Source organism: Pectobacterium brasiliense (assembly GCF_016950255.1).
Taxonomy (GTDB): Bacteria; Pseudomonadota; Gammaproteobacteria; order Enterobacterales; family Enterobacteriaceae; genus Pectobacterium; species Pectobacterium brasiliense.
In genome coordinates this window covers 813,797-826,976 of record NZ_JACGFN010000001.1, presented here as the reverse complement: position 1 = coordinate 826,976, position 13,180 = coordinate 813,797, and the positions used below count along the sequence as shown (strand labels likewise).

At 54.9% G+C, this 13,180-nt stretch carries 12 protein-coding genes; 7 read left to right on the top strand and 5 right to left on the bottom strand.

Translation table 11 applies throughout. The annotated features are described in order from the left end of the window. Window positions 1-51: 51 nt before the first annotated feature. The 3 genes from H4F65_RS03715 to H4F65_RS03705 are packed head-to-tail and all read right to left on the bottom strand — an operon-like array spanning window position 52 to window position 3,116. A complete protein-coding gene (locus H4F65_RS03715; RefSeq protein ID WP_010276913.1) occupies window positions 52-1,194 on the bottom strand; it encodes a DSD1 family PLP-dependent enzyme in 1,143 nt (380 codons plus the stop codon). Beyond that, window positions 1,194-2,132: an ornithine cyclodeaminase family protein gene (locus H4F65_RS03710; protein WP_010276915.1), complete on the bottom strand. Its 939-nt coding sequence runs from the start codon at window positions 2,130-2,132 to the stop codon at window positions 1,194-1,196. The genes H4F65_RS03715 and H4F65_RS03710 overlap by 1 nt, the downstream gene beginning before the upstream one ends. A gap of 9 nt (window positions 2,133-2,141) precedes the next feature. Continuing rightward, window positions 2,142-3,116: a threo-3-hydroxy-L-aspartate ammonia-lyase gene (locus H4F65_RS03705; RefSeq protein WP_010276917.1), complete on the bottom strand. Its 975-nt coding sequence runs from the start codon at window positions 3,114-3,116 to the stop codon at window positions 2,142-2,144. A 279-nt stretch (window positions 3,117-3,395) separates the two neighbouring features. Here H4F65_RS03705 and H4F65_RS03700 point away from each other — a divergent pair, with 279 nt between their 5' ends. From H4F65_RS03700 to H4F65_RS03680, 5 genes are all read left to right on the top strand, one after another. Then, window positions 3,396-4,019: a helix-turn-helix transcriptional regulator gene (locus H4F65_RS03700; RefSeq protein WP_010276918.1), complete on the top strand. Its 624-nt coding sequence runs from the start codon at window positions 3,396-3,398 to the stop codon at window positions 4,017-4,019. A gap of 173 nt (window positions 4,020-4,192) precedes the next feature. Then, the gene (gene umuD, locus H4F65_RS03695) at window positions 4,193-4,612 is read left to right on the top strand and encodes a translesion error-prone DNA polymerase V autoproteolytic subunit (protein WP_010276920.1); all 420 of its coding nucleotides are present in this window, start codon (window positions 4,193-4,195) and stop codon (window positions 4,610-4,612) included. Then, a complete protein-coding gene (gene umuC, locus H4F65_RS03690; RefSeq protein ID WP_010276922.1) occupies window positions 4,612-5,877 on the top strand; it encodes a translesion error-prone DNA polymerase V subunit UmuC in 1,266 nt (421 codons plus the stop codon). The genes umuD and umuC overlap by 1 nt, the downstream gene beginning before the upstream one ends. Beyond that, on the top strand, window positions 5,874-6,719 hold the full coding sequence (gene cho / locus H4F65_RS03685; protein ID WP_010276924.1) for an excinuclease Cho: 846 nt from the start codon (window positions 5,874-5,876) through the stop codon (window positions 6,717-6,719). The genes umuC and cho overlap by 4 nt, the downstream gene beginning before the upstream one ends. A gap of 261 nt (window positions 6,720-6,980) precedes the next feature. Next, window positions 6,981-7,229, top strand: a complete 249-nt coding sequence (locus H4F65_RS03680; RefSeq protein ID WP_005972245.1) for a GlsB/YeaQ/YmgE family stress response membrane protein — start codon at window positions 6,981-6,983, stop codon at window positions 7,227-7,229. Window positions 7,230-7,330: 101 nt separating this feature from the next. Here the strand turns inward: H4F65_RS03680 and H4F65_RS03675 are convergent, their stop codons facing one another. Both H4F65_RS03675 and pdxR read right to left on the bottom strand, forming a co-directional pair. Beyond that, entirely contained in the window at window positions 7,331-8,425 is a 1,095-nt protein-coding gene (locus H4F65_RS03675; RefSeq protein WP_010276935.1) for an ABC transporter ATP-binding protein, read from the bottom strand. Window positions 8,426-8,616: 191 nt separating this feature from the next. After that, window positions 8,617-10,110 (bottom strand): MocR-like pyridoxine biosynthesis transcription factor PdxR, encoded by a 1,494-nt coding sequence (pdxR, locus tag H4F65_RS03670; RefSeq protein WP_010276938.1) that lies wholly within the window; start codon window positions 10,108-10,110, stop codon window positions 8,617-8,619. A gap of 154 nt (window positions 10,111-10,264) precedes the next feature. On the opposite strand from pdxR, the gene H4F65_RS03665 reads away from it, so the two are divergent. Further along, window positions 10,265-11,530 carry a 4-aminobutyrate--2-oxoglutarate transaminase gene (locus tag H4F65_RS03665; RefSeq protein WP_010276941.1) on the top strand — a complete coding sequence of 422 codons (1,266 nt, stop codon included), beginning with the start codon at window positions 10,265-10,267 and terminating at the stop codon, window positions 11,528-11,530. Window positions 11,531-11,540: 10 nt separating this feature from the next. Further along, complete coding sequence (locus H4F65_RS03660) at window positions 11,541-13,007, top strand: NAD-dependent succinate-semialdehyde dehydrogenase (protein WP_010276944.1); 1,467 nt, start codon at window positions 11,541-11,543, stop codon at window positions 13,005-13,007. Window positions 13,008-13,180 lie beyond the last annotated feature (173 nt).

Here is a 13,180-nt window from a genome sequence, read left to right as displayed (position 1 = left end):
CGCCCGACGCGTTCAGATCGGGCGGCGTGGCCGATTACGGTCAGCCGAGCATCACCATCCGGTAATGCGCTGCCAGGTTTCCTGCTCGTGCTTGTGTGATTTCAGCACCTGATAGTGCTGGTGCATCGCGGCCGTCGCACAGGCGTGATTAGGCAATATCCGCAACCGCGTGCCGACGGGAAAATTATCGATCGAAAGTCCACTGTCGGCGGGTAGCGCGATGATGCCGTGTTCCTGATTGGTGATCGTCACGCAGAGGTCGTGGTAAGGGCTGCCATGCAGATCGCAAACCAGCCCGTAACCGTAATCTTTTGCCTGAGAGGCCGTACCGCGATCGCGGGAAAGTGCCATCCAGCCTGCGTCTATAAACACCCAGTCTTTTTCGCGATTGTGCCCAATCACGGTACTGACGACCGACAGTGCGATATCATCCAGCGAACAGACCCCGACATTTTTCATCACCAGATCGAACGTGGTGAAAACGCCCGCTCTGACTTCGGTAATACCTGTTAAATCCTCGGCAAAGTGCGCCGTCGGCGTGGCACCGACGCTGAGCACGGGGCAGGCAATTCCCAGCGCGCGCACTCTCTGTCCGGCGGTATTGATGGCTTTGCACTCGGCGCGCGCAGCCGCTCTGATCGCCTCGTCCGTACGGCAGGCGTACGATTCTCCCGCGTGTGCCAGCAGGCCGGTGAGCGTCGCGCCGTTGCCGTCGATCTGTTGTGCCAGCTTAAGTAATGCGTCGCTTTCCGGTGGAATGCCACCGCGATGCCCGTCACAGTCGATCTCAATAAAGACCGAAAACGTCACGCCATTGGCGCGTGCATAAACCGTCACCGCGCGCGCCTGTTCTGGGCTATCCAGCAGAATATGAATATCCACGCCTTTGCGGATTAAGTTGGCGATACGCGGCAGCTTGTGCGGGACGATCCCTACGGCGTAGAGCAGGTTGGTGTAACCCGCGGCGGCAAAGGCTTCCGCTTCTGCCAACGTCGAAACCGTCGCGGGCGACGCCGCGTCTTTGAGCAGATAGCGACCGGCTTCAATCGAGCGTAGCGTTTTGAGATGCGGCCGGATCTGGCTGCCTAATTTCTCCGTACGCTGATAAAGCCTGTCGATGTTGCGTCGAAAGCGGAACTCATCAATCAGCAAAAAGGGCGTTTCCAACGCGTTAAGCCATTCAATATTGTTCATTATTCACCTTCATTTTGTTTAGCCTGCTGCCAGGCGGCAAGAATGCGTTGGCCGATATATAAGTCCTGGATGGACAAACCGGAGCTGTCAAACACGGTGATATCGTCCGGCGTTTGTCGTCCTGTTGCGCTTGCGCTAATCACATCGCCGATAGCCGTCAGCGTCACATGGGCTGGCGCATGTTGGAAGTCACCAATCATTCGGGACTGGGAAGGTAGATCGCAAAACAGGCGGCCTGCGGTAAACAGCTCTGGCGGCAGTTCCTGCTTGCCGACGGCATCCGATCCCATGCTGACAACGTGCGTTCCGGCATTAACCCACTCGGCGTTAAACAGTGGCGTGCGTGATGGCGTTGCGGTCACGATGATATCCGCCGCACGACACGCGCTTTCGGCATCGCTGACGTGCGCATCCAGTCCGGCTGCTTTGAATTCTTGCGCCATCTCTGCGGATTTGCTGCTATCGCGCCCGACAATCAGCAGGGTACGGATTGGCCGTATTCTTGCCAGCGCGGCGCATTCATAGCGGGCCTGATGACCGGTTCCGAACACGGCGAGAACCGAGGCATCGGGTCTTGCCAGCAAATCGGCGGCAACGGCGTTGGCAGCGGCGGTACGAAAGGCATTCACCTTTCCGGCTTCAATCGCGACCGCTATTTTCCCGATTTGCTGATCGAACAGCAGAATGAGCGAATTATGACGGGGCAGCCCGTTAGCGGGATTCCCCGGCCAGAACGAGCCGACTTTTAACCCCGCCAGTTCACTTGTGGCGGATGCTTTGATACTGAAGGTGTTGACCGGATCGGAGCCTTGCCCGTGCACCACCGGAAAACTGCGCGCTTCCGGTTCGCTGGCGGCGAGTAAGGCTTCACGAACGGCGTCATAAGCCAGCTCATGGCTGATGAGTGATGCCGATTCTGCTTCAGAAATAAAGATCATCGTTTTTCCTTAGGCATTGCCGGTCAGAAATGCGCCGTAACGGCTGATATCGACGTTCCCGCCGCTGATAATAATGCCGACGCGTTTGCCGCGTAGCGATTCCCTGAGATTGCGTGCCGCTGCAAAGCTGAGGCATCCCGTTGGTTCAACGACGATCTTCATGCGCTCGGCGTAAAACCGCATCGTGTCAATCAGGTCATCGTCCGTCACGGTCAGAATATCGTCGACGTTTTGGTGAATCAGAGGGAAGGTATAGTTGCCCAAATGCTGGGTCTGTGCACCATCGGCGATGGTGTTGGGCGTATCGATATGCACGATGTTACCGCTGCGAAAAGATTGCTGCCCGTCGTTGCCCGCGAGAGGCTCGACGCCATAAATTTTACAATGCGGTGATAGCTGGCGGGCAGAAAGTGCAGAACCCGCCAGCAATCCGCCGCCGCCCAGACAGACGAACAGGGCGTCCAACTCACCGGTTTCTTCCAGCAACTCTTTCGCTGCGGTGCCTTGCCCGGCAATAACATGCGGGTGGTCGTAAGGGGGAATGAGCGTCAGACCATGTTTTTTCGCCAGATCGTTACCGATCTGCTCACGATCTTCGGTATATCGGTTGTATTCCACCACGTTTCCGCCGTAGCCGCGCGTTGCGGCGACTTTTGCGGCAGGGGCATCGTGCGGCATGACAATCGTTGCGGGAATGCCGAGTAATTTGGCAGCCAGTGCAATCGCCTGTGCATGGTTACCGGAAGAGAAGGTGACGACGCCAGCGGCTCTCTGCTCGTTTGAGAACTGCAATAGTGCGTTCATCGCGCCGCGAAACTTAAATGCACCCATGCGCTGGAGGTTTTCACACTTGAAGAAAACCTCTGCGCCGAATGTGTCATTGACCGTGCGCGATGTCATCACGGGTGTTTTATTGGCATAGCCATCAATACGTTCCGCTGCGGCTACCACATCGTCGTAAGTGGGGAGGCGTAAGTCGCTCATAGTTGGATAATCCGATGTTAGTGATTATGAATACCGGAGTCGTTGGTTCCGATACTGTCAAATATCCTATAAACAAAATATATAAAATTAGATAAATTGTCTAATTTGATTTATTTTTAGTATCTAGTCTGTCGTAAGATTCATTGTGTGTTGCTGAAAAGGGGCGGAATGAGTCGGTGCCACGGGGTAAGGCGCAGTACTCAATCGGGCGCACTTACAGTACACTCAGCGCCAGAAAACGCGCTTGTGCAAGCATGGGTAGAGGAATTGGAGAGGAATATGTCTGCATCTGGAGAAGATCTGCTGCTGACGCAGTTAGATGCCATAGCCAAAGGTCTGAGCGAAACGTTCGCGCCATTCTGTGAAGTGGTTGTGCACGATCTGAAGAACCCAGAACACGCGATACTTTCCATTCACAATAACCTCTCCGGCAGGGAGGTGGGCGCGCCCGCGACGGAACTGGGTCTTGCCCGCATCGCCTCGCCCGAATTTCCCAATATTTTGGCGAACTACGCCAACCAGTTTGCAGACGGACGCCCGGTAAAAAGCACCTCGGTCGGCATCAAAAATGCGGAAGGCGACTACGTCGCCGCGCTGTGCCTGAACGTCGACATGACGCTATTTCGCGGCATGCAAAATGCGCTGGCGCAGTTCACCCAGCTCGCGTCGGACTCCGTAACGGAGCATTTAGAACCAAACGGTGCGGCGGCGATCAGACAACACATCGATCACTTCGCCGCCCGGCTTGCCACCACGCCACGGGCGCTAAAAGCGCAGGACAGAAAAATCCTGCTTCAGGAACTGAAAGATAGCGGCCTGCTGGAAGTCAAAAAATCCATGGAAACCATCGCACAGCACCTCGGCGTATCACGAGCTTCAGTGTATTTGTATGCGAAGGAGTAACTGAATTTCCTATTTACCCCATCGCTAATGCGTTAAGTCACTGATGTGATACGTGGTCTGCTTTGTTACGCAAGATTAGCAGCGACGAGCTGACCATTTTGGTGAATCTTGCGCATTGCATTGTCGATATTCGCTTTCTATACTGTATAAAAATACAGTTATGTTGCCGAGCGATGAAACACTATCTTCCTGTGTCCTGCCCCGATATGCAGGCGTTAAATCTTTATGCTGATACGGTGCCTGCGGGGTTTCCCAGTCCGGCGAATGACTATGTTGAGCAGCGTATCGATCTCAATACGCTGTGTGTTCGCCATCCTTCGGCAACCTATTTCGTTCGCGTTTCCGGTCAGTCCATGGTGGAGGGAGGCATTCATGATGGCGATCTGGTGGTGGTTGATAGCGCATTGCAGGCGCGCCATGGCGATATCATTATTGCTGCGCTCGACGGCGAGTTCACTATCAAGCAATTGCAACTGACACCGACCCGTGCCTTGGTTCCAATGAATGCTGCCTATGCCCCGATTCCGATTAACGAGTGCGACAGCCTTGATATTTTTGGTGTCGTGACCTATGCCATACATGCGACACGCTAATGTACGCATTGGTTGATGTGAACACGTTTTATGCCAGCTGTGAAAAAATTTTTCGCCCTGATTTGGCAAACAAACCGGTCATTGTTCTTAGTAACAACGATGGCTGTGTTATTGCTCGTTCCCATGAGGCAAAGCTGCTAGGGGTAAAGATGGCCGCCCCGTTGTTTCAAATTGGCGAGCTCATTCAAAAACACAACATTACCGTTTTTTCTTCCAATTACGCGCTTTACGCTGATATGTCGGCGCGCGTGATGAGTATTTTGGAGGAGATGGCACCCGCCGTGGAAATCTACAGTATTGATGAAGCATTTTTGAATTTGTCTGGTGTGGATTACTGCACATCGTTGGCGTGTTTTGGACAACAGATCAAAGACAGAATAAGGCGCGAGGCTCATTTGACCGTTGGTGTAGGCATCGCACCGACCAAGACGCTGGCCAAATTGGCTAATCATGCGGCTAAAGTCTGGCGTAAAACCTTCGGCGTCGTTGATCTATCCAGCCCTGTACGTCAGGAAAAACTGCTGGCAATTACGCCTGTCAGCGAGGTGTGGGGAATCGGACGGCGGCTGGCACGTAAGCTGGAATCTATGGGAATAGAGAATGCTTTGGCGCTGGCGCACTGCGATCTTGCCTATATTCGGCGACACTTTAGCGTTGTCGTAGAAAGAACGGTGCGAGAATTGCGTGGCCAGCCCTGTCTGGCGGTTGAAGAGCTGGCTCCGGCCAAGCAGCAAATACTGTGTTCCCGCTCGTTCAGTTCGCGTATTACCGAATATGAGCATCTGCGTCAGGCAGTCTGTCGCTATGCTGAGCGTGCAGCAGAGAAATTACGTCATGAGAAACAGTATTGCTGTCAGGTGTCCGTATTTATCCGCACCAGCCCCCATGTTCCACCGGGTGAGTACTATGGCGATCAGGCGATCCGCGTGACATACGTACCGACCAACGATACGCGAGACATTATTGCGTTAGCCGTTGAGGCACTCAACCGTATCTGGAAACAAGGCTATCGTTATTGTCGAGCGGGTGTCGTGTTATCCGATTTCTACCAGCAAGGCGTTGCGCAATTAGATATGTTTGACGCACGTAGCCCGTATGCCAATAGCGCGGGTTTGATGGACGCTATCGACCGTATCAACCATTCTGGTAAAGGGAAAATTTGGTTTGCGGGTCAAGGTATTACTCCTGGCTGGTCGATGAAACGAGAGCGCCTCTCGCCTGCTTACACGACGCGAGCTGAAGATTTGAAGGTTGTAATATCATGATGTTGCCTGAAAAAATGCCTGATATTTATGAATATCCGGAGCATCTGCGTAGTGAATTGGATGGGCTGCCTACGGCACCCGGTGTGTATATTTTTTACGGTGATAGTGAAACATTGCCGCTGTATATCGGAAAAAGCATCAATATCCGCGCTCGCGTGTTGTCGCATATGCGGACGCGTAAAGAAGCAAAATTGCTGAGGCAGATTCGACGCATTACCTTTATTGAAACGGCAGGGGAAATCGGTGCGCTGTTATTGGAAGCGCAGATGATTAAACAGCAGGTACCGCTTTTTAACAAGCGGCTGCGGCGTTCACGTCAGCTATGTTCGTTACATTTTGATGGAACGCAGATTGAAGTGGTTTACGCCAAAAATGTCGATTTCTCCACGACAGCCGGACTTTATGGATTGTTCAGCCACCGCCTCGCGGCGGTGAATGCATTGAAAACGATTGCTGATGAAGAAAAGCTATGTCTGGGCGTGCTGGGCATTGAGCACTTGCCCGCAGGTAGAGCGTGTTTTCGCCACGCATTGAAAAAATGCGCTGGGGCCTGCTGCGGCAAAGAGTCAATATCGGAACATCAAAACAGGCTGTCGCTGCGACTTGATGCGATGAAGCTGAACTGCTGGGCATACCCTGGCCGGATTGCTATCAAAGAAAGCCGTCAGGGAAAGACGGATTACCACATTGTGCATAATTGGTTCTATTTAGGCACTGTCGCACAGCTGTCAGAGGTAGCGACATTAAAACGAGTCGCGGCTAATTTTGACAGTGATGGCTACAAGATTTTATGTAGGCCGATTGTGAGTGACAGTGTGGATATTATTTTGCTGGATGAATGAGATGGCGACAGATCGTCAATGTTTTTATTTACCGTTGGCCGCGTGTTTATGAAATCCTTGTCTATACTTTGATTCGCGTCTTATCTGTCAAGGATTGGCGTTTAAACGGGTATACCTGTCATTCTTCAAGATGCATGTACGTTGGCTGCGTTCGCTCACCCGAGTCACTTACCTGAGTAAGCTCATCGGGATTTCCTCTCTTGCCGCCTTCATGCAACTCGAATTATTTGGGGTATATAATGAAATAAAAGTGAGGTAGATATGGGTATTTTGTCCTGGATTATTTTTGGCTTGATTGCGGGGATTCTGGCTAAGTGGATTATGCCCGGTAAAGACGGCGGCGGTTTTATCCTGACGGTGTTGCTCGGGATTGTCGGTGCGGTCGTGGGTGGTTACATCAGCGTTTTCTTTGGGTTCGGTCGGGTCGATGGCTTTAACTTCGGCAGTTTTGTGGTGGCGATTGTCGGCGCGATTGTCGTGCTGTGGGTGTACCGCAAGATTCGAGACTAGTGTGATATCCGTTGCCCCTGTTCAGGGGCAACGTGTTTTCTTTCCTATTTCCTGTCTGATGGTTTTTTCTGCATATTCTTGATGCTGTCAGTGCGCCACGCTTAATGCGTGATGATGCTATCCAGTGCGCGCAGGTGTTCCGGTTGCCAGGACAGGTTGACTTCGGTGCCGGCTTTCCAGTGTGGCTGAATCTCGCTGGCGGGGAGTTTCACCATAAACTGCGGCTGGCCTGCCACTTCCGTCATCATCCTGACGTGATCGCCCAGATAGATGAACTGCTGAATTCGGGCTTTGACGTGCTGCATGCCGTCATCGACGTGAGCCGCGTTGACGTGAATACGTTCCGGACGGATGCAGAGCGTGATTTTTCGGCCCGGTGAACTGGGGCGAACTTTCAGCGCGCGTAGCGACGTGCCGTCGTCCAGCGTTGCCCGATAGAATGCGCCTTCGGCCTCGGCACGCGTGGCGAGCAGCGTATTATTTTCGCCGATGAACTGCGCCACAAAAGCGTTCTCTGGTTTTTCGTAGATGTCGCTGGGGCTGTCCATCTGCTGAATTACGCCATCGTTAAACACGGCGACGCGGTTGGACATGGTCATCGCTTCGCTCTGGTCATGGGTGACGTACACCACGGTTAATTCCAGCGACTGATGCAGCTCCTTGATTTCTAGCTGCATATGCTCGCGCAGTTGCTTATCCAGTGCGCCCAGCGGTTCATCCATCAGTACTAGCTTTGGTTCGAAAACCAGCGCGCGAGCCAGCGCCACACGCTGCTGCTGGCCGCCGGACATCTGTGCAGGGTAGCGGTCGGCCAGACTGGTGAGCTTCACGCGATCCAGTACCCGATCCACTTTCTCTTTGATATCGGCACGGTTCAGCCGGCGGATGGAAAGTGGAAACGCCAGATTCTCCGCCACGGTCATGTGTGGGAACAGAGCGTAGTTCTGAAACACCATACCGATGTCGCGCTGGTGCGGCGGGAGATGGTGCAGCGGGGCGTCGCGCAGCATAATCTCCCCCTGCGTCGGGGTTTCAAACCCGGCGAGCATCATCAAACTGGTGGTTTTTCCCGAGCCGGATGGCCCAAGCAGGGTCAGAAATTCACCTTCACGGATATCCAGATTGAGGTTCTTGACGATCAGGCGGTCGCCGTCATAGGTCTTCTGAACATTCCTGAAGCTGACATAATTTCTCATTTTTCACTCTCCGGCAGTCACTGTTATTCATAAGAATGCATAAACCATGCCGAATGCGTAGTGAGCAGAAAATACCGTGTTGCAAGGCGTCATAACGCCGTCGTTCATCATACGGATGCGCCGTAATAGGGCGCATCGATGGAAGAGAGCACCGTAACGGTGCGGAGAGACGCGTATCAAAACGGGAACTGTCAGGCGTCAGAATGGGGAGTATTCAGCGCCTGAATACAGGCCACAATCTCGGAGAAAGCCTGCGTCATGTGGCTCTCTTCCACGCTGGCGTAGCCCAGTAATAAACCGCGCTGCTGTGTCGGTTGCAGATAGTAACTGGAAAGCGGTTTGACCATCACGCCGCGGCGCAAAATCGCGGCGCTCAATACAACATCATCGATGTGGGAAGGCAGGCTGAGCAGCATATGCAGCCCGGCGTTGCTGTTGTCTCCGACGTAATCTGCGCCCAGATGCTGTTCGATCAGTGACGTCAATAGCGCGCGGCGTTTGGCATACAGCAGGCGCATGCGGCGGATATGCGCGGCATAGTGGCCTTCGCGGATAAACTGCGCGAGCGTCGCCTGCGTGAGCCAGTGTCCGCCGCGATAGAGTTCAGAATGGGCCGTCTTCAGCGACTGCGCCAGCAGCGGTGGCAGCACCATGTAACTGACACGCAGGCCGGGGTAGAGCGTCTTGCTGAATGTGCCGATATAGATCACCGGTGATTGCGTCTGTAATCCTTGCAGCGCAGGGATCGGGCTGCCGGAAAAGCGAAACTCGCTATCGTAATCATCCTCAACGACCCAACAGCCGTGCTCCTGCGCCAGTGCCAGCAGCCGTTGACGTCGCGCCAGGCTCATCACTGCACCCAGCGGATACTGATGTGACGGTGTCACGCAAATCAGGCGAGGGGCGGCGTCGGGCGAAAGTGTGTCCGGCGGTACCAGCCCCTGTTCATCCACATCGACGGGGGCAACGCGCAGGCCGTTAATCGTCAGGACATTACGAATGCCCCAATAGCAGGGATCTTCAATCCAGGCCAGATCGCCGGGGTTGCACAGCATTTTAGCCAACAGATCCATCGCCTGATGGGTGCCTTCGGTAATCAAAATCTGCTCCGGCGTACACTCCACCGAACGGGCGACGCGCAGGTAATCCACCAGCGCCAATTGCAGCTCGGGGCAGCCGCCAATCGGCGAATAGGAAAGCTGTTCGGGACGAACGCGCCGCGTCAAGCGCGTCTGAATCCGTCGCCATAAATCGTGGGGAAAACTGGCGATATCCGGGATGCCCGGCATAAATGCGCCCCATTGTCGGGCGGAAGCACCGGCATACCCCAGCAGATGCATACCGCGCCGCGACAGCTCATGTTTAGGCTCGCGTATCTCCCCGGCATTGTCGCTACTCACCGGCTGCATATTGCCATCGGGGAGCTGTTCCGTGACGAAGGTCCCGCTTCCTTTGCGCGCGTCAATATAGCCTTCCGCCAGTAGCTGTTCGTAAGCCGTCAGCACGGTATTACGCGACAGCGACAGCTGCTGCGCCAGATCGCGCGACGATGGCAGACGCTCGCCAGCGGCAATCGCGCCATCAAGAATCGCCAGCCGAATGCTGTCGTACAAACGCTTGTTCAGCGCGCCGTCTTGCTGGTTGGCTAAACGCTGAAGCAATAAGTCGGTCAGAAGTGAGCGCAAAAAGTGGATCCTTAAAATATTCAAAACTGGCACTGGATTATAGAACCATCTCGCGTCTAAATGACATCATCATCTTGCAACTACACTAATCGTTACCGTTCGACTCATCACCGTTCAACGACTAACCGATGTGTTTGGGATACCGGAGCAGACCATGAAGAATAGCGAACTGAATCAACGCCGTCTGGCTGCCACACCGCGTGGTGTGGGCGTCATGTGTGATTTCTATGCCGAGCGTGCGGAAAACAGCACCCTGTGGGATGTGGAAGGTCGAGAATTTATCGATTTTGCCGCCGGGATTGCGGTACTGAACACCGGCCACCGCCACCCGAAGATTGTCGCGGCGGTGCGCGAGCAGTTGGAACGCTTTACCCATACGGCCTACCAGATTGTGCCTTACGGAAGCTATGTCACGTTGGCCGAGCGCATCAACGCGCTGGCACCGATAGAAGGCGCGGCAAAGACCACGTTCTTTACCACCGGCGCCGAAGCGGTAGAAAACGCGGTGAAAATTGCCCGCGCGTACACCAAACGCCCCGGCGTGATCGCCTTCAATGCGGCGTTCCATGGCCGTACGCTGTTGACCATGACGCTGACGGGCAAAGTGGCTCCGTATTCCACAGGATTCGGGCCGTTCCCCGGTTCCATTTTTCACGCACTTTATCCGAATGAAAAACAAGGCATCACCGTTGAACAGGCGCTGGAAAGTGTCGAACGCCTGATGCATACCGATATCGCCGCCGATCAGGTTGCCGCGATTATTCTGGAGCCGGTACAGGGCGAAGGCGGTTTCCACGTCGCGCCGCCGGCCTTTATCAGCGGGCTGCGTAAACTGTGCGACGAACATGGCATCCTGCTGATTGCCGACGAAGTGCAGACCGGCTTTGCCCGTACCGGTAAGCTGTTTGCGATGGAATATTACGCGGAGAAAGCGGACCTGATCACCATGGCTAAAAGCCTGGGTGGTGGCTTCCCGATCTCCGGTGTCGTTGGTCGCGCTGACGTCATGGATGCCCCTTCGCCGGGCGGTTTGGGCGGCACCTATGCGGGTAACCCGCTGTCGGTCGCCTCTGCGCTGGCAGTATTGGATGTGATTGAAGAAGAGAAATTGTGCCAACGAGCACAGCGTCTGGGTGCTGCGCTGGTGGAAACGCTGGAGAAGATCAAAGCGCAGTGTCCGGCACTGGTGGCGATTCGTGCACAGGGATCGATGGTAGCGGCCGAATTTAACGATCCGCAGACCGGTAAACCCTCGGCAGAGATTACCCGTCAATTTCAGAAAAGCGCGTTGGAAGCGGGTCTGCTGCTTCTGACCTGCGGCGTGCATGGCAACGTGATTCGTTTCCTGTATCCGTTAACGGTGCCTGACGATCAGTTCAGCAAGGCGATGAGCATCCTGACGCGCGTATTAACACGATAGAAGAGAAGCTATGCAACTGGAACAGTTACTGAAACAACAAGCCTTATTCCGTCAACACTGCCTGATTGACGGCGAGTGGCAAGACAGCCAAAACGGTGAGCGTCTGGACGTCACCAATCCGGCGACGGGCGAGGTACTGGGTAGCGTACCGCTAGTGACGGTGTCACAAACTCAGCAGGCGATTACCGCCGCTGAACAGGCGCTGGTTGAGTGGCGTAAGAAGACGGGAAAAGAACGTGCCGCGCTATTGCAGGCGTGGGCGCGCCTGATTATGGACAATCAGGAGGATCTGGCTGCGCTGCTGACGGCGGAGCAGGGAAAACCGCTGGCGGAAGCGCGGGGCGAAATCGCCTATGCGACCAGCTTTATCGACTGGTTTGCGGAAGAAGCCAAGCGAATTGAAGGCAGCGTGCTGCAATCCCCACAGGGGCAACAGCGCCTGCTGGTCATCAAGCAGCCCATTGGCGTGTGTGCGGCGATTACGCCGTGGAATTTCCCCGCGGCGATGATCACGCGTAAGGTCGGACCCGCGCTGGCGGCCGGTTGCACGATGATCGTTAAACCTGCCGAGCAGACGCCGTTTACCGCACTGGCGTTAGCGGAACTGGCGCAGCAGGCGGGGATTCCGCGCGGCGTGTTGCAGGTTATCGTCGGTGATGCGCAGTCGGTCGGTAAAGTGTTGTGCGATAGCCCGGTGGTGCGCAAGCTGAGCTTCACGGGTTCGACGGAAGTAGGCCGCATTCTGATGGCGCAGAGTGCGCCGACGGTGAAAAAGCTGTCGCTGGAGCTGGGCGGCAACGCGCCGTTTATCGTATTCGATGATGCTGATGTGGATCAGGCGGTGAGAGGTATTCTGGCCTCCAAGTTCCGCAACAGCGGGCAGACCTGTGTCTGCGCCAACCGTATCTACGTGCAAGAGGGTATTTATCCAGCGCTGGTCGAACGACTGGTTGAAGAAGTGCGCAAGTTGAACGTCGGCGACGGTACGCAGCCGGGCGTGACGCAGGGGCCGCTGATTGATGCCGATGCGGTCAGCAAGGTTGAGGAGCACATTGCTGATGCGCTATCGCACGGGGCAACGCTGCTGCTGGGGGGGAAACGCCACGAACGGGGCGGCACGTTCTTCACGCCAACCATCGTCGGCGGGGTGACGCGCGAGATGCGCTTTGCCCGCGAAGAGACGTTCGGGCCCGTGGCACCGCTGTTCCGCTTCAGTGATGAAGCAGAGGCGATTGCGATGGCGAACGATACCGAGTTTGGGCTGGCAGCCTATGTCTACACGCGTGATGCCGTGCGTCAGTGGACGGTGCCGGAAGCGCTGGACTACGGCATGGTTGGCATTAATACCGGGTTGATCTCGAATGAAGTCGCACCGTTTGGCGGTGTGAAGCAGTCCGGGCTGGGGCGTGAAGGGTCACGTTTCGGGATCGAAGACTATCTGGAAATGAAATATCTCTGCGTCGATCTTTCCCGGTAGATCGTCGGTAAGAAACGCGTGTCGATAGCCCGTATCGGCACGCGAACACCAGACGCGCAATGTGTCTGAGTGGTGCAAGGCAATGCTGGATTGCACCACAACATGGCAAAAATGGTGAAATGGCATCAGGTGTCGATAGCGGTTGTGTATCCCTGATACTTCTCCTCACCGTT

What these genes read in the sequence shown, in the direction of transcription:
- H4F65_RS03660 (WP_010276944.1), top strand. Translation starts at nt 11,541, where the DNA reads ATGCAACTGGAACAGTTACTGAAACAACAAGCCTTATTCCGTCAACAC.
- H4F65_RS03710 (WP_010276915.1), bottom strand. Translation starts at nt 2,132, where the DNA reads ATGATCTTTATTTCTGAAGCAGAATCGGCATCACTCATCAGCCATGAG.
- umuD (WP_010276920.1), top strand. Translation starts at nt 4,193, where the DNA reads ATGAAACACTATCTTCCTGTGTCCTGCCCCGATATGCAGGCGTTAAAT.
- H4F65_RS03715 (WP_010276913.1), bottom strand. Translation starts at nt 1,194, where the DNA reads ATGAACAATATTGAATGGCTTAACGCGTTGGAAACGCCCTTTTTGCTG.
- H4F65_RS03705 (WP_010276917.1), bottom strand. Translation starts at nt 3,116, where the DNA reads ATGAGCGACTTACGCCTCCCCACTTACGACGATGTGGTAGCCGCAGCG.
- H4F65_RS03665 (WP_010276941.1), top strand. Translation starts at nt 10,265, where the DNA reads ATGAAGAATAGCGAACTGAATCAACGCCGTCTGGCTGCCACACCGCGT.
- H4F65_RS03700 (WP_010276918.1), top strand. Translation starts at nt 3,396, where the DNA reads ATGTCTGCATCTGGAGAAGATCTGCTGCTGACGCAGTTAGATGCCATA.
- umuC (WP_010276922.1), top strand. Translation starts at nt 4,612, where the DNA reads ATGTACGCATTGGTTGATGTGAACACGTTTTATGCCAGCTGTGAAAAA.
- cho (WP_010276924.1), top strand. Translation starts at nt 5,874, where the DNA reads ATGATGTTGCCTGAAAAAATGCCTGATATTTATGAATATCCGGAGCAT.
- H4F65_RS03680 (WP_005972245.1), top strand. Translation starts at nt 6,981, where the DNA reads ATGGGTATTTTGTCCTGGATTATTTTTGGCTTGATTGCGGGGATTCTG.
- H4F65_RS03675 (WP_010276935.1), bottom strand. Translation starts at nt 8,425, where the DNA reads ATGAGAAATTATGTCAGCTTCAGGAATGTTCAGAAGACCTATGACGGC.